General features: G+C 70.0%; 13 protein-coding genes. 6 read left to right on the top strand and 7 right to left on the bottom strand.

The window, feature by feature from the left end; genetic code table 11:
• Window positions 1–133: 133 nt before the first annotated feature.
• Together ACYVDG_RS13715 and ACYVDG_RS13710 are read left to right on the top strand one after the other, a co-directional pair.
• Window positions 134–277, top strand: a complete 144-nt coding sequence (locus ACYVDG_RS13715) for a hypothetical protein (RefSeq protein WP_460750955.1) — start codon at window positions 134–136, stop codon at window positions 275–277.
• A gap of 875 nt (window positions 278–1,152) precedes the next feature.
• On the top strand, window positions 1,153–3,420 hold the full coding sequence (locus tag ACYVDG_RS13710) for a serine/threonine-protein kinase (RefSeq protein WP_460750950.1): 2,268 nt from the start codon (window positions 1,153–1,155) through the stop codon (window positions 3,418–3,420).
• 93 nt (window positions 3,421–3,513) lie between these two features.
• Here the strand turns inward: ACYVDG_RS13710 and ACYVDG_RS13705 are convergent, their stop codons facing one another.
• Together ACYVDG_RS13705 and ACYVDG_RS13700 are read right to left on the bottom strand one after the other, a co-directional pair.
• On the bottom strand, window positions 3,514–4,179 hold the full coding sequence (locus tag ACYVDG_RS13705; protein ID WP_460750945.1) for a VOC family protein: 666 nt from the start codon (window positions 4,177–4,179) through the stop codon (window positions 3,514–3,516).
• Between the two features lie 901 nt (window positions 4,180–5,080).
• On the bottom strand, window positions 5,081–5,971 hold the full coding sequence (locus ACYVDG_RS13700; RefSeq protein WP_460750942.1) for a helix-turn-helix domain-containing GNAT family N-acetyltransferase: 891 nt from the start codon (window positions 5,969–5,971) through the stop codon (window positions 5,081–5,083).
• A gap of 95 nt (window positions 5,972–6,066) precedes the next feature.
• Between ACYVDG_RS13700 and ACYVDG_RS13695 the strand changes: the two genes are divergently transcribed.
• From ACYVDG_RS13695 to ACYVDG_RS13685, 3 genes are all read left to right on the top strand, one after another.
• Window positions 6,067–7,326, top strand: a complete 1,260-nt coding sequence (locus ACYVDG_RS13695) for an NAD(P)-binding domain-containing protein (RefSeq protein WP_460750940.1) — start codon at window positions 6,067–6,069, stop codon at window positions 7,324–7,326.
• Entirely contained in the window at window positions 7,323–8,564 is a 1,242-nt protein-coding gene (locus ACYVDG_RS13690) for an MFS transporter (RefSeq protein ID WP_460750937.1), read from the top strand. Before ACYVDG_RS13695 ends, ACYVDG_RS13690 begins: the two co-directional genes overlap by 4 nt.
• Window positions 8,565–8,650: 86 nt before the next feature.
• Complete coding sequence (locus ACYVDG_RS13685) at window positions 8,651–9,700, top strand: flavin-containing monooxygenase (RefSeq protein WP_460750934.1); 1,050 nt, start codon at window positions 8,651–8,653, stop codon at window positions 9,698–9,700.
• 38 nt (window positions 9,701–9,738) lie between these two features.
• Here ACYVDG_RS13685 and ACYVDG_RS13680 read toward each other — a convergent pair whose 3' ends face one another.
• The 4 genes from ACYVDG_RS13680 to ACYVDG_RS13665 all read right to left on the bottom strand — a co-directional run bounded on the left by ACYVDG_RS13680 (window position 9,739) and on the right by ACYVDG_RS13665 (window position 12,954).
• Window positions 9,739–10,713, bottom strand: coding sequence for an arsenic resistance protein (locus ACYVDG_RS13680; RefSeq protein ID WP_460750931.1), 975 nt, complete (start codon window positions 10,711–10,713; stop codon window positions 9,739–9,741).
• A 3-nt stretch (window positions 10,714–10,716) separates the two neighbouring features.
• Window positions 10,717–11,490 carry a MerR family transcriptional regulator gene (locus ACYVDG_RS13675; protein WP_460750929.1) on the bottom strand — a complete coding sequence of 258 codons (774 nt, stop codon included), beginning with the start codon at window positions 11,488–11,490 and terminating at the stop codon, window positions 10,717–10,719.
• A gap of 97 nt (window positions 11,491–11,587) precedes the next feature.
• Window positions 11,588–12,670 (bottom strand): ACR3 family arsenite efflux transporter, encoded by a 1,083-nt coding sequence (gene arsB, locus ACYVDG_RS13670; protein WP_460750924.1) that lies wholly within the window; start codon window positions 12,668–12,670, stop codon window positions 11,588–11,590.
• On the bottom strand, window positions 12,670–12,954 hold the full coding sequence (locus ACYVDG_RS13665; RefSeq protein ID WP_460750976.1) for an ArsR/SmtB family transcription factor: 285 nt from the start codon (window positions 12,952–12,954) through the stop codon (window positions 12,670–12,672). Before ACYVDG_RS13665 ends, arsB begins: the two co-directional genes overlap by 1 nt.
• 143 nt (window positions 12,955–13,097) lie before the next feature.
• On the opposite strand from ACYVDG_RS13665, the gene ACYVDG_RS13660 reads away from it, so the two are divergent.
• On the top strand, window positions 13,098–13,505 hold the full coding sequence (locus ACYVDG_RS13660) for an arsenate reductase ArsC (protein ID WP_460750972.1): 408 nt from the start codon (window positions 13,098–13,100) through the stop codon (window positions 13,503–13,505).
• A 54-nt stretch (window positions 13,506–13,559) separates the two neighbouring features.
• Here the strand turns inward: ACYVDG_RS13660 and ACYVDG_RS13655 are convergent, their stop codons facing one another.
• Window positions 13,560–14,933, bottom strand: a complete 1,374-nt coding sequence (locus ACYVDG_RS13655) for an MATE family efflux transporter (RefSeq protein ID WP_460750919.1) — start codon at window positions 14,931–14,933, stop codon at window positions 13,560–13,562.
• Between the last annotated feature and the right edge of the window lie 744 nt (window positions 14,934–15,677).

Below are 15,677 nucleotides of genomic sequence, written 5' to 3'. Positions count from 1 at the left end.
TTGGTGAAGGGCTGTTCTTTGGCGAGAACTCTTCTACCAGGGGCCTTACGTCTGTTCTAGGGCGGGCGGGTGGACAGGCACTGCAAGGCATCACACTGAGTCACGACAGCTTGCCCGGAAAGGCTCAGTGCCCATGGGCAGCCCGACGACCGCTATGTGGGGGGATTTCCATGGGGACCAGCCGTACACCTACACGGAGTACACCTTCGTGAGTGTGGACGAGGGGGTGGAGCTGGAGGTGCCGGAGCCCGAGGAGATCGCCGCCTGGGACGAGTAGGGCGCTCCTGGAGCGTATCCGGAAGAAGGAGGGAGTACGGGGGTTTTCCTCCGTTGATGGGAGGACGGGTTCTTGCGCACTACTACCCGAATGGGGTCAGGTCGAGGTTGACGAGGGGATGATCCGATCTTTGGTGTCTGGGCGGGGTAAGTCCTGTGCCGCGGAGAGAACGCGGTGGTTGGCGAGGATCGCGTTGAATGCCCCCTTACTCTTCGGGGCAATGGCCGAATCAGGCCAGGCGGGGGATTCTGTTCCACCCCCGATTGGTGTTAAGTTTTATGCGGTCCGCCCTGGCGGGTGGCTCGGCGGGGAACGGTTCCATTCGTTCCCCTCCATACACGATCCATTCGTTACGGCGCCCGCACAAATCCGGCATATGCTGTGCCGGAACGGCCGGAAGGCCGAAGCGGAACGACGGGGCAGAAAAGGGCTACTGGGGAGGGTCCGTTTTCTGCTGGTTCCGTGGCCTCGGCGATCCGGTGAGGTGCCCTGGTCCGGGTCGGGGTGTCCATGAGGGGAGACACCCGGTCCCTGGGGTGTGCGGCGGAGTGAGGTCACGCCCTCCGTCGCACACCGAATCATCACCCCCGGACGCGTCCGGACTCCGCACCCGACCCCTCCTGCCAGCACGGGGTTCCCGCCCGAGCACTGCCGGTGAGCGAAACCGGGCGGAGATGTCCGGACCGGAGAGCGGCGCGCAGTCTGACTGAAGCAGCCTGACTGAAATGGCCGGTTCCGGGCAGGGTTACGGGCTGGGATTCAGCCATGGGACCGGGTAGTCCGTAGCACAATGTGCCTTTGACACGCATCACACCATGCGGGGCCGCCCGAGAGAGCGAGGGGCGCGCCCATCCCCCGGTTTGGAGAGGTCACACGTGAAGATCGGCGACGAACTCGGCGGATACGAGCTCCTGGAAGTCATCGGCAGGGGAGGGTTCGGGACGGTCTACCTGGGGCGCGGCGCCGACGGTGCGCTCGGCGCGGTCAAGGTGCTGCACCACCACTACGCCGACAGCCCCCAGTTCCGGGCGCGGTTCCGGGCCGAGGTCGAGAACAGCATGAAGGTCTCCGAGTTCTGCATCGCCCGGGTCCTCGACGCAGACCCCGAAGGCAGCCCGCCCTGGGTGGTGACCGAGTACGTCGAGGGCCCGACCCTGCGGCAGACCGTGCAGGACCCCGGGCCCGACGGCGGACCACGGTCCGAGGGCGACCTCTACCGGACCGCGGTCTCCACGGCCACGGCGCTCACCGCCATCCACGCCTCGGGGGTGGTGCACCGCGACTTCACGCCCTCCAACATCATGGTCACCCCCGACGGCATCCGGGTGATCGACTTCGGGATCGCCCGCGCCCTGGAGAACAGCCCCGTCTCCGCGAGCGCGCTGCTCGGCACCCCCAAGTACATGGCGCCCGAACAGTTCCTCGGTACCCAGGTCAGCCCGGCCATCGACGTGTTCGCGTGGGGTTCGGTGATCGCCTTCGCCGGGACCGGAAGGGACGCCTTCGCGGGGGAGAACCTCGCGGTGACCCTGCGGAAGGTGCTGTTCGAGAAGCCGGACCTGAGCGGACTGCCCGACAGCCTCGGGGCGATCGTGCGCTGGTGCCTGTACAAGGACCCGGAGGTACGGCCGAGCGCGAACCAGCTCCTGGCTTCACTGCTCGGGGTGGAGGAACCGGGTCATGAGGGAGCGGTTGGGGGGATATCCGGTCAGGGGATCTCCGGCGACTCCGGGACCGTGGACGGCCTGGACGGTCTGGGCGGCACCGGTATTACGGCGAGTACCGGTGGTCCTGACGGCGCGGGAGCCGGTCCTTACGGCACGTGGCCGAACGGGGCCGACGCCAAGACGGACCTGCTGGCGATGGGGGTGCGGGTCGGGCAGGGCAGCGGACCCATCGACCTGTCCGGCCTGCCCACGTTCGCCCACACGCCGACCGACCGGGACGAGCTCTTCCTGATCGGCGGTGAGTCCTACTCCAATGCCAACGCGCTCGCCAAGGGGATCCAGCGCGACTGGGAGAAGGCGCACGCCCTCCTGCGGAACGCGCCCCTGCGCCAGGACCTGCTGCGCTGGCTGCCGGAGGAAGAGGAGCAGGCGCGGCGGATCGTGGAGCAGCTGCCCGAGGACTGGGGCGGCGCGGACGTGCAGGCGGCCCATCTCATCGCGGAACTCCGCCCGGAGCTCCCGCCGCTCTTCCGCGACCTCGACCTGTCGTGGGGTGCGCTCTTCGGTACCCGCGCCGGGCGGGCCTGGCCGTACCGGGGCAAGGACCACCAGAGGCTCATCCACCTGGTGACGAGGCGGAACCTGCTGGATCCGTTCAGCCGGCACGACTGCGTCCAGAGCGACCACGACTGCCGCCCGGGGCACGGCTGCGGACACTACATGCGGGTCGCCCGCCAGACCGCGGTGATGTTGGAGTACCTGCGCAAGTGCGAGGCATGGCTGCGGCAGATCGGCCGGGACCTCGACATCGGGCCCAGCGAGATCTCCCCGGACACCAAGGGGGACATGGTGCACACCCTCGCCACCCATACCCTGGCCCGCGCGGGGGAGCGGGCCGACACGGAAGCGGCGGCGGAGCTCGCCGACTGGGCGGCCGAGGGGGTCGCAGAGGACCGGGTGCGGGAGCAGGTGCGCAGGGTCGTTCTAGACGCCGAGGAGCCCTGGCCGGCCGCAGTCGCCGTCCGCGCCTACGCGGGCGACTTCCGGGAGCTCGCCGAGCGGTTGGCCGAACTCGACCGGTACGTGGACGACCAGCCGGAGACCGAGCAGGTGGAGGCCGAACGCGAGCGGCTCACCAAGAAGCTGGAGCAGTTGAAGCACCGCGACCCCAAGCTGCTGGTGTGGATGGCCTACGGGGTCGCCGGGGTGCTGGCGGTTCTGGCGGTCGTCTTCGGGGTCCTCTACTGGGACGACCTGGCGCTGCTGGCGCTGGTGCTGGGGGTGGCCGGGGCTCTGTTCGGCGGGATCGGTGTGGCCCTGGCCCGCGACCACGAGCGCAGCCTGAGGCTCGCGCGCCAGCGCTTGGCGGAGCTTCCCGAGGAGCGCGAGGCACCGACCGGGGGTTCGACGGGCGACCTGGGTCCGGAGGAAACGGTGGAGCGGGTCGGCAGCCAGCTCTCGGACTTCCCGGGGTGAGTGCCGACCGCCCGACGCCGTTACCGCCGAGACATACGTACCGGATGCGTCCCGGTCTGCCCGTGTTCGGCGAGAACCCCGCTTGCTGCCCGATCAGGTGATGACGAGGTCCGCACGGTCCAGGCTCATTCGGCCCGGGACCGCCCCGTCAGCTCTGAGGGAGATGGTCGAGGTGTCGGTGGCTGGGTGGTCACGCATCTCGGGGAACCAGAGACGGTTTTGGTCAACAAGGACAAGACGGTGATCGATAGTCCCGACCGTGGCGAAGACCTTTTCCAGGGGCTGGGAGAGGGCAAGCCCCCGGCTGGCGAGCTCACCGACAGTGGCTTCGACGTCGGCGACCCCGATACCGACCTCTGCTATGCCCAAAGGTGCTGGTGGCCCGCCGGTTCCACCGTGTCCGCGGTGAGTTTCATGGGCGATGTACTCCAGGATCAGCCCTTCAGGAGCGTTGAAATAGACAGAGTGGCTGTTCAACGACGCGGAGTAGACCACGCTTGAGCCGTTGGAAGGTGAGATGTCCACCCGTTCGGCCAGGAATGCGTGGGCCTGATCGAAGTCCTCAGGGGCGATGGAGAAGGCCAGGTGATGGGCGCCTGCGAACTGGTCTCGCTGTTCGTAGCGCACGGTGCCGGTGCCGACCTCGACTTCGATGGCGGTGTCGCTGATCCGGTCTACCGGTAGCAGCAGAGTGTCTCGGTGGAAACGCTCCAGCGCGTCCAGATCGGTTGTTCCGACAGTGACGTGGGTCAGCAGCATGTCTTCTCCTTGCCTTTGCACAGTTGAATTCGGATGCGTTCGCCGTTAGCTTTGCAGGCGTGCTAGTTCCTCTGGTGGGGGGCTCAATTCAAGGACTAATTTCCGGTGATTCTGTACGGCCTAGATGCCGGCGCGCAACGAGTGTCACGGTGCGGACTCCATGCTTAGCTCATGCGCTCTCTGCCACTTCTTTCTGTCCGTGCCGGCCCGGTTCCTAAGGGGTTGACGTCACGATAGAACCTCAACTCAAGTTGAGGTCAAGAGTGAATTCCAGATCGAAATGCACAGTGCATGACTGAGATGCCAGTGGAGCCAGAATGGCCTCAGTGTCGGTGAAGCCGCTGCTCGAATCGGGTGTTCGAGGTGGGTGCTCGCAGTGGGGCGCGCAGTGGGGCGCGCAGTGGGTGTTCGCAGCGGAGCTGCCGTCTCTAGGGTGATAGTGCATTTCTATGACACCACCCCAGGGTCGGTGCCGACTTCCGATGAGCCACGCAGAAGCCGGACGTTCGGGATTCTGAGCGGTGCAGGCCCGTACTGGAGTTGCGCTTCTGGTTTGTTGTGATACCCGCGTTGCTTGTCTGGGGCAGTGGAGCTGTTGGGTTCGCACTTGGTGAACCCGTCTGAACACCGACCAGGACAACCGATGATGTTGCTGGGGGTTACCTTGCTGGGTTGGGGTGTCCTCCTTTCCCGCCGCCCGATTGTGGCGGGAAAGGAGGGAACCGTCAACCAACAGAGAAAGCACAGCTGAAAGCTGGATCTCCTCGACGAGAGGGCAGTGTGCTTGGCGGGCTGACAGCGGGCCCGTTCTGCGAACTGGGGGATGAAGAGGCCTCGTTCTGAGCGCGGGTCCTACTGCGAATGATGCACCACCGGGCACTGTCACACGGTTGTGCGGTCGTCATTGCAGAGGGCTTCCGCCGCAGGAGGTCTCCGGGCCGGTGTCCAGTCCGACGCCGTGGCGTCGCTCCAGCAGGACGGTGTCGCGCCAGCGGCCGTGGTGTTGGGCGATGCGCTCGCGTACGCCCACGGTTCGGAAGCCCGCCTGGTGGTGCAGGGCCAGGCTGGCGCGGTTCTCGGGGAAGACCGAGGTCTGGAGCGTCCACAGCCCGCCCGTGTCGGCCTCGGTGACCTGGCGGTAGAGCAGGGCCTTGCCCGCGCCGCGTCCACGGGCGTCTTCGGCGACGTAGACCGAGGTCTCGGCCACCCCCGCGTAGACCGCCCGGTCGGAGACCGGCGAGGCGGCGGCCCAGCCCACGACGGTCCCGTCTGCTTCGGCGACCCACTGGTGTCCCGGCAGCCACTTAGTCCGGAGGTCTCCCGCCTCGGGTACCTCGGTCTCGAAGGTGGCGTGGCCGGTGGCGATGCCCTGGGCGTAGATCTTCCGCACCGCGTCCAGGTCCGTGTCGGCCATGGCGCGCGTGGTGACGTCGGCGGGCAGGTCGGTGGGGCAGCAGGGGCGTGCGTTGACCATGCCCATCACCGCGTCGGCGGCGTGGGGCAGGCCGGTGCAGCAGTTGGGGTTGACGGCGACCCGCGTGGAGGTGCCCACCTTGGTGAGGGTCACGAACCCCACGTCGGCGAGTTTGCGCAGGTGGTGGGAGACGGTGGGCTGTCGGACGTCCACCGCCTCGGCCAGCGCTCCCACGCTGACCGGCCCCGGGGTGGTGGCGATGGCGTGCAGGAGCTGGACGCGCACGGGTTCGGCCAGGCAGGCGAACCAGGCGGCGTAGGTCTCGGCGTCGGGTTGGGGCAGTGCGGGTGCGGTGGGCTCGGGTCGTGTCGCGGTCATACCTCATTTTATCGATGACGATCTATGGTTGCTTCCATCGGTGGGCATCGATAGAGTCCCGAATGATTGATTCGCATCGATGAAAGGGGTGTGCCATGGCCGACGAGCTTCCCGTGGTGGTGATCGGGGCGGGTCCCACAGGACTGGCGGCGGCAGCGGAACTCGTGGCTCAGGACGTTCCGGTCCTGGTCCTGGAACGGGGGGACCGGGCCGGGGCAGCGGTGTCCGAGTGGGGGCACGTGCGGCTGTTCTCGATGTGGCGCGACCTGGTCGCCCCGGTCGCGGAGAAACTGCTCTCTGCCGCTGGCTGGCGGCGCCCGGACGACGACGGGTACCCGACCGGACGTGAGTGGGTCGAGAGCTACCTCGCTCCCTTGGCCGAGACCCTCGGCGAGCGCGTGCGCTTCGGTGCGGAGGTCGCCGGGGTGAGCCGTCGAGGACGGGACCGGGTCGTGGACGCCGACCGCGAGGAACAGCCCTTCACCGTGCGCGTGCGGACCCGTGACGGCGAGGAGCGGCTGTCGGCCCGCGCGGTCGTGGACGCCTCCGGCACCTGGGGCGCACCCAACCCGGTCGGGGGTGACGGCCTGCCCGCCCTGGGCGAGAGCGCCGCGGCCGACCGGATCACCTACCGGATCCCCGACCTGAGTGCCGGGAAGACCCGCATGCGCTACGCCGGGCGGACCACCGCCGTGGTCGGGCGCGGGCATTCGGCGTTGACCGCGCTGGTGGCGTTGGCTTCACTGGCCAAGGAGAACCGGGGGACGAAGGCGGTGTGGGTGCTGCGGCGCGAAGAGCTCGGGGACGCGTTCGGCGGGGGCGCGGACGACCAGCTCGCCGAACGGGGCGCGCTCGGTCAGCGCGCCCGCGCGGCTGTCGAAGCGGGGGAAGTCGAGGTGGTGACCGGGTTCCGCGCCGCTGAGGTGCGACGGGTGGACGGCCGTCTGCTCCTGGTGGACGACGCTGGCCGGGAACTGGGGCCGGTGGATGAGATGGTGGCCCTGACCGGGTTCCGCCCCGACCTGTCCTGGCTGTCCGAGGTCCGGCTCGGCCTGGACCCCGCACTCCAGGCACCGGTGGAGCTGGCCCCGCTCATCGACCCCAACCAGCACTCGTGCGGAACCGTCTACCCGCACGGTGCGGCAGAGCTCGCCCATCCGGAGGAGGGGTTCTTCTTGGCGGGGATGAAGTCCTACGGGCGGGCCCCGACCTTCTTGGCGCTGACCGGATACGAGCAGGTGCGCAGCATCGCCGCGCGGCTGGCCGGGGACCCGGAGTCCGCGGCCCGTGTGGGGCTGGTCCTGCCCGAGACCGGGGTGTGCTCCGGGGCCGGCGTTCCGGAGCCGATCCCGTGACGTCCGAGTCCGGCCAGGCCTCGAGCGCGCCCGCCCCCACGGTGGCCGGGGCGCTCCGGGGCCTGGTCGCCCTGTGCATCACCATCACCACCGGCTACGGGGTGCTGTTCTACGCCTTTCCCGTGCTGGCGCCCAGTATCAGCAACGACACCGGGTGGCCGCTGACCACTGTGACCGCGCTGTTCTCCGCGTCCCAGGTCATCGCGGGGCTGGTGGGGATTCCGGTGGGGCGCTGGATCCAGGCCCGGGGCCCGCGTCCGGCGATGACGGCGTCGGCCGTGCTGGCGGTTCCCGCCGTCGTGGCCATCGCCCTGGCCCCGGACCTGTGGGTCTTCACCGCCGCCTGGCTGGTGGCGGGGACGGCGATGGCCGGGCTGTTCTACCCGCCGGCGTTCGCTGCCCTGACGCACTGGTACCGGGAGCGGAAGGTGCGGGCCCTGACCGCCCTGACCCTGGTCGCCGGGCTGTCCAGCACCATCTTCGCCCCGTTGGCCGCGGCCTTGGAAGGTTCCTGGGGGTGGCGGGGCGCCTACCTGGTGCTCGCGGTCGTTCTGCTGGTCGTGGTGGTGCCCTTGCACGCCTTCGCCCTGCCACGGGAGTGGTCTCCCGGCGGCGGCAGGGTGCCGAAGGGCCGCGGAGGGCGTGAGCGTGCGGTGTTGCGCAGCCGGGCGTTCTGGGCCGTGACGGCCGCCCTCACCCTGGGTTCCTTCACCGTCTACGCGGTGGTGGTGAACCTGGTCCCCCTACTGGCGGAACGGGGCTTCGGTACGACGGAGGCGGCCTGGGCCCTGGGCGTGGGCGGGGTGGGCCAAGTCCTCGGCCGCCTGGTCTACGCCCCCGTGGAACGGGTGACCGGTCCGGTGCTGCGCGCCGTGGCCGTGCTGGCGGCCTGCGCGGCCACCACCCTCCTCCTGGCCGCGGTGTCGGGCCCCTTGGCGCTGGTCCTGGTCGTCGCGGTGCTGGCGGGCATGGCCCGGGGCATCCTCACGCTCCTCCAGGCCACCGCCGTCTCCGACCGCTGGGGCACCAAGCACTACGCCACCCTCAACGCCGTGATGCACACGCCGCTCATGTTGGCGATCGCGCTCGCCCCGTGGGCGGGCACGGCGCTGGCCGGACCCCTGGGCGGTTACACGGAGGCGTTCGTGGCGCTGGGGGCGCTGGCCGCCCTCGGCGCTCTGTTCGGTCTGGCCACCCGCACCGGGAGCACGCGGGGCCGGGACGCCACCCACCCCTGAACTTCCCCCTCCGGAACATCCCCCTCTTGAACAGCCTGCGCGTGCCGCGACGGCCGTGTTGGCGCGAGCACGAAGGAGTCCCTGCCATGGAAGAAGTCCCCCTCACCGTCATCGGCGCCGGTCAAGCGGGCCTTGCCGCCGCCTGGGCCGCCCGCCGCCGTGGCGTGCGCCCTCTGGTCCTGGAGGCGGCCGACCAGCCGGGCGGTTCCTGGTCGCGGTACTACGACAGCCTGATCCTGTTCTCTCCGGCGCGCTTCTCCGCGCTGCCGGGGCGTGCGATGCCGGGTGACCCGGAGCGCTACCCCGCTCGCGACGAGGTGGTGGCGTACCTGCGCGACTACGCTTCTCGGCTGGACGCGGACCTGCGCTGCGGGAGCAGGGTGGAGCGGGTCGAGCGGGACCGGGGCGGGTTCGTCCTCACCACCGAGGACGGCTCCCAAGTGCGTTCCGCGGCGGTGGTCTCGGCCACCGGCGGCTTCACCCGGCCGCACCACCCCGCGTTGCCGGGGCTGGCGGGCTTCACCGGGACCGTGCTGCACACGGCCCAGTACCGTATCCCCGAGCCCTTCGCCGGGCAGCGCGTCGTGGTGGTCGGCGGCGGCAACTCCGGGGTGCAGATCGCCGCGGAAGTCGCCGGGGTGGCCCGGGTGAGCCTGGCCACCAGAGCCCCGGTGGCCTGGGCGAACCAGCGCCCCCTGGGCAAGGACATCCACTGGTGGTTCACCCGCAGCGGGCTGGACGCCGCACCCTTGGGCGAGGTGTGGGCCAAGGGCCCGACCCTGGTCAACGACGACGGCCGCTATCGTGCGGCCTTCGGCACGGGCAACCCCGATCGGCGCGAGCTGTTCACCGGCCTGGACGGTGCCAAGGTGACCTGGGCCGACGGCACCGCGGAGGAGGCCGACACCCTGATCCTGGCCACCGGTTACCGCCCCGCTGTGACCCACCTCGCGCAGGTCGGAGCGCTCGACGCTCAAGGGCGACCGCTGCACCGGGGCGGCATGTCCACCACGGTCCTCGGGCTGGGTTACGTGGGCCTGGAGTTCCAGCGCAGCTTCTCCTCGGCCACCCTGCGCGGGGTCGGCCGCGATGCCCGCCGCGTGGTGCGCCGGCTTCTCGCCGGAGCACGGCGTTGACGCGAGCGCGCGCACGCTCACAGGTCCGTTCGACCGGTTCACCGCGGGGCGGTCCGCTCCGCACGCGGTGAGCGCACCCGCACCAGTTGGGCGAGCAGGGCCAGCACGGGCAGTTCCAGGAGAGGGCCGATCACCAGGGCGACCGCGATCAAAGGGCGGTCGGGGAAGGCCGCGACCGCGATCGCCAACGCGATGGGCGAGTTGCGGGCGGTGGCCACCATAGTCAGGGTCACCCTCTGGTCCGCGGGAAGGCGCAGCAGGCGGGACAGACCGATGGACACCAGGGGCAGCAGGACGAAGAAGACGGCCAGCGGTGCGAGCAGGGCGAGCAGGTCGCCGATGTGGGCCAGGACGGTGCGGGCCTGCCAGGCGAACATCGCGAACACGGCCGCGTACAGCAGCGGCAGCACCAGGCGTCCGGCCGGGCCGGTGACGTACCGTTCGCGCCAGTCCGCGCCCTTGAAACGCGCCGAGGCCCACCGCAGCACCAGGGCCAGCACCAGCGGCACCACGAGCACGAGCAGGACCGACTCGACCAGGGTGGCACCGTCGACCATGGCGGCCTGCCCGCCCAGCAGCAGCACGTACACCGGCAGCAGGACGAGCTGGAGGATGAGGTTGACCGGCAGCAGGGCCGCGCCGATACCGGTGTGCCCGCGGGCCATGGCGGTGAAGACCAGGTACCAGTCCGTGCACGGGGTCACCAGCAGCAACAGCAGGCCGATGCGCAGGTCCGGTTCCCCGCCCAGCAGCCCGGCACCCAAGGCCCAGGCCAGGGCCGGGGTGAACACGAAGTTCAGCGCCAGGCTGGTGGCGACCAAGCTCTTGGCGCGCTTCACATCGCCGACGTGGGCGGCGTCCATCTGCACGAACACCGCGGTGAGCATCACCAGCAGGGCGGGCAGCACCACGTGCTCGGACGCCGGGCCGATCGGCAGCAACAGGCCGGCGCCGAGACCGGCCACGGCGGCCAGGGCCACGAACAGGCTCTGGAGGCGTTCTGCCAAGGACATGGGTCAGCTTTCCTTGGCGGGGTCGAGGGCGCCAAGGAGGCGGGCGGCCTGCCCGGCCGGGGAATCGGGGTCGGGACGGTGCTCGGGGTGGATGCCCACGTGCAGGTGCACCCGTTGGGGGGGGGTGAAGTCGATGCGCAGGTCCAGAAAGGCGCAGCACTGCTGTTCGGCCGCGGCCAGTTCCGCCACCTGCCCGGCCCGGCCCAGGGGCAGGCTCCAGGAACTGCCGTGCGTACGGGGGGCCGGGGTGGCCTCCGCCAGGACTTCGCGCCAGCGGTCCAGCCGGTCGCGGTGGTCGTCGGCCTCCAAGAGGCAGGTGGCGGTGCCGCGGTCGGCCATGGGCAGTGCACGCGGGTGCCCGGGCCTCTCGGGCGGTGCCATCTCGGCCAGGAACGCGCACCCCGGGTCGCAGGGAGCGTCGCGGTCGGGAAGCTCTCGCAGGCGGGTGTGGGCGGTGCGCAGCAGCGCTTGGAAGTCCGCCAGTTCCGCGGCCCGGGTGCGGGCCTGTTCCATGCGCTGTTCCAGGCGCGGGGCCAGCTCGGCCTTGACCCGGAAGCAGGGTTGGGCCGACCAGAGGGTGGTGAGTTCGCCGATCTCCTCCAGGTCCAGGCCCAGGCGTTTGGCGGTGGTGATGAAGACGAGCCGGTCCAGGGCGCGCTCGTCGTAGAGGCGGTACCCGGCCGGGGAACGCTGGGCCGGGAGCAGGCCGCGTTCCTCGTAGTAGCGCAGCGTGGTGGCTGCCACGCCGGAGCGTTCGGCCAGCTCAGAAACCCGCATCAACACCATGCCCATACCGTAGACCTTCGACCCGACTCGAAGGTCAATGCGTCCTGGGTCACGTATCCGCGGGCCGCCCCGCTCCCGAACGCGCCCGCTACCTGCGTTCTGGCGTGAAGCGCTTTCGCCAGGCCAGGGATACGTAGACCAAGGCGACGAGCACCGGGACCTCGATCAGCGGGCCGACCACCCCGGCCAGCGCCTGGCCGGAGGTAACGCCGAAGGTCGCGATCGCCACCGCGATGGCCAGCTCGAAGTTGTTGCCCGCGGCGGTGAAGGCCAGCGTGGTGGTGCGGTCGTAGTCCATCCCGATCGCCTTGGCGAACGCGAAGGTGCCGAACCACATCAGGAGGAAGTAGGCCAGCAGCGGCACGGCGATCCGGGCCGCGTCCAGTGGCTGGCTGGTGATCCGGTCGCCCTGCAGGGCGAAGAGCAGCACGATGGTGAACAGCAGCCCGTAGAGCGCCCACGGCCCGATCTTGGGCAGGAAGTGGGACTCGTAGCGCTCCCTGCCCATCCTCCGCTCACCGGTCCGGCGGGTGAGGAACCCCGCGGCGAGCGGGACGCCCAGGAAGATCAGCACGTTCAGGGCGATCAGCCAGGGGGAGACGTCCATGCCGCCGGTGTCCAGGCCCAGCCAGCCGGGCAGCAGGTCCAGGTAGAACCAGCCCAGGACACCGAAGAGCAGGACCTGGAAGACGGAGTTGAGCGCCACCAGGACAGCGGCGGCCTCGCGGTTGCCGCGGGCCAGGTCGTTCCAGATGATGACCATGGCGATGCAGCGCGCCAGGCCCACGATGATCAGCCCGGTGCGGTACTCGGGCAGGTCGGCCAGGAAGATCCAGGCGAGCGCGAACATCACTGCCGGGCCGACCACCCAGTTGACGACCAGGGAGGAGACGAGCAGGCGGCGGTCGCGGGTGACGGTGTCCAGGCGGTCGTATCGGACCTTGGCCAGCACCGGATACATCATGACCAGCAGGCCCAGGGCGATCGGCAGGGAGATCCCGCCGACCTCCATCGCGGCCAGGAGTTCGTTCAGACCGGGGAACAGGCGCCCCAGCCCCAGGCCCACGGCCATGGCGAGGAGGATCCACACGGCCAGGAACCGGTCCAGGGTGGAGAGCTTCGTCAGCGCGGCGTCGCCGGTTGCCTGCTTGGTGCTCTCCGTGCGTCCCATCAGCAGGCCCGCTTGTTGTGCGCGGCACCGGTGGAGCGGGCCGTGGCCGCCAGGTCGGACAGTGCTTCGGACAGGGAATCCAAGGCCTCCGGGCGCAGGCGGTAGTAGGTGAAGCGGCCGCACGGCTCGGTCTCCACCACCCCGGCATCGCGCAGCAGGCGGAGGTGGTTGGACAGGTTGGTCTGGCGGGCCCCGGTCTCCTCCGTCAGGTGCGTGGTGCAGAGGGTCTCGCGGGCGAGCAGGGACACGATGCGCATCCTGAGCGGGTCGGACAGCGCCTTCATTAGATCAGTATCGACTGACGTCAGCATGCGCTGATATTATCGCATCATTCGATCCTGATGTGACGCCTGTCGGCCCCTTCCTTCCGGGAGTTCAGATCATGACCGCACCCGACCCCACCGACCAGGACGAGGGAACACCTGCCATGACCGGTGCCAGTAAGCCGTCCGTCCTGTTCGTCTGCGTACACAACGCCGGGCGCTCCCAGATGGCCGCCGCCTGGCTGCGGCACCTGTCCGAGGGGAGCATCGAGGTCCGCTCCGCGGGGTCGGCCCCCGCGGACGCGCTCAACCCGGCGGTGGTCGAGGCCATGGCCGAGGCCGGCATCGACATCACCGACCAGAACCCCAAGGTCCTGACCACCGGCGCGGTCGAGGCATCGGACGTGTGCGTGACGATGGGCTGCGGCGACACCTGCCCGGTCTTCCCCGGCAAGCGCTACCTGGACTGGGAGCTCCCCGACCCCGCGGGAGAGGGAGTGGCAGCCGTCCGCCCCATCCGCGACGACATCCGCAAGCGCGTCGAAGAACTCATCGTCGAACTGTCCTCCTGAGACCGGAGGCGTACCGAGGGCCCGAGGGCCCGAGGGCCGGGGCGGGCGGTGAACCTAGCGCCGGGTCAGGCGGAGGAAGCTGCCGCCCTGGCCGACCACCAAGCCGAGGTTGGCCGCGGCGTAGGCCCACCACAGCCAGGTGATTCCGCCCGCGTCGGCTACGGGGAAGGCCGCGAGGGCCAGGAGGCCGAAGCACACCGCGAAGGTGTACAGGGTAGGCGTGGTGCGCTTGAGGGCCAGGAGCCCCATGCCCGGCATGGCCTGCATGCCGTCGGCGAGGACGACCACGAAAACGACCGGGATGAGCGCGGTCACCAGCGTGACGACCTCGGGGTCGGGGGTGAAGAGGCCGAGGAGGGGGCCGGACGCCGCCCAGATCAGGGCCGTGCTCAGCGCGATGACGGGCAGCGCCAGGGTGAGTCCGGCAGTCAGGGCGCGGCGGACCTCGCCCGACCCGTTGGGTCCGGTGGCCTGGGAAGTGGTCTGCGCGGCGCGGGCCATGAAGGGGACAGTGGCCTGACCGGCAGCCGTGGCCGGCAGGAACACGAAGGTCACCAGTGTCACCATGATCTGGTGGGCGGCGGCCTCGGTGACACCCACGCGGGCGACGGCCATCGCGAGCAGTCCCAGCACACCGAACTTGATGAGCATGGTCGACCCCATCGGCAGGCCGACGCGGGCGATGTGCCACACCCCCGGCCAGTCCGGGGACCCCAGGCCGAGCTCCTGCCCGGACAGCACCGTGCCGCGGCGCAGCAGAGTGTGGGCCACGGCGGCGGTCGCGACCGCGGTGAGGAGCATGGCGATCCCGGCACCGGTAATGTCCAGGCCGAGCAGCAGCACCATGGTCGGCACCAGCACGACGGACAGCCCGGTACCGACCAGGCCCACCGTCATGGCCTGCTTGGAGCGGCCCAGCCCGATGAGGAGCGTGGTCGCGCACGCCTGGAAAGCGGTCGCGAGGAGGGCGGCCGCCATGAGGAACGGGAAGAGGCCGAAGGCCGACACGGTCTCCGCCGGAACCCCGATGAGCCGTGCGAGCAGTGGGACCCCGGCCACCGCGGCGCCGCCGAGCAGGCCCAAGCACAGCGCCAGCCACAGGGAGTTGCGTACGGTGGGGGCGAGCGCGCCCGGGTCCTCGGCGTTCTGTGCCACGAACGGCATCGAACCGCGCAGCGCGCCCTGGACCACCATGACGGCGGGGTTGTACAGGGCGACGGTCATCGAGTAGGCGGCGAGTGCGGCAGTTCCGGCGTGGCCCAGAACGCCCGCGGTGACCATGGTCCCGACGACCCCGGCGACCATGGAGAGATAGAGCGGAAAGGACTTGCCCGCGATTTCCCGCACCAGGCGGCGGAATGCTGGGTGTTCGTCCTGCTCGGGCTGGGCGGGGCTGACGGGCTCTCTCCGGTCGCTGTCTTCGGCCATGGCCTTCTCTTCGGTGGGGAGTTGTGTACCGTTCCGAAAAGGTACCAAAAAGAGCTTTGATCAGTTTTCTCTCCATTGGTCGAGAGGCCTGTGCATGGTTTTCTTGGCGGTCTTTCCCGTGGAATTCCAGATCATCGAAGTGTTCTGGTGCGGGCGGGGCGCAGCGGCTCGCGCGGATGAAGGCCGTGCGGGCGCGTGAGGTAGGGGAGGGTGCCGGGGAGCGCCTCGGGGCCGGGGAACCAGCCGGGGCCGTGGCCGCGGTGCAAGGCGGTTCGTGACCGAGGTGCGAAGCGGTTCGGCCGGGGTGTGTCGGCTGAGCCTCTTGTGAGCGATGGTGCTGAGGGTGTGGGTGGTGCGCCGGTGGCTGCTCCACTGGGTGTGCGTCCCGCGAGGAGTCTCGTGCCCGAGCAGCAGACCCCCTCGACGGCCTCGGTGATTTCTGCGGGGAACCGAGTTCCGCACCCCTTGTCCGGACCTCCCGCGACAACGCCGTCGTGCGGTGCCGAACGGCACCGGTTTCCTTTCCTTCCCATAACGGAGTCCGCATCGGAGCAGGCCGCGCGATCGGCGCGCCCCGGGCCTGTGCCGGAGCGGCGCGGGTCGGCCCCGACGGCCCTGAACCCCTGTGAGATGCGGATACCCGGCCGCAGCGAGCCGTCCGCAGCGGTCCTGCAATGGGGTTGCGCGGCGTCGGTGCGCGGCCGGGAAGGAGGCACGAATAGTGGGCACGCGGCATCGAGTGCC

This window comes from Nocardiopsis oceani (genome assembly GCF_054777395.1).
The sequence above is the reverse complement of the archived record's forward strand: the minus strand, read 5'-3'. Positions and strand labels throughout refer to the sequence as shown.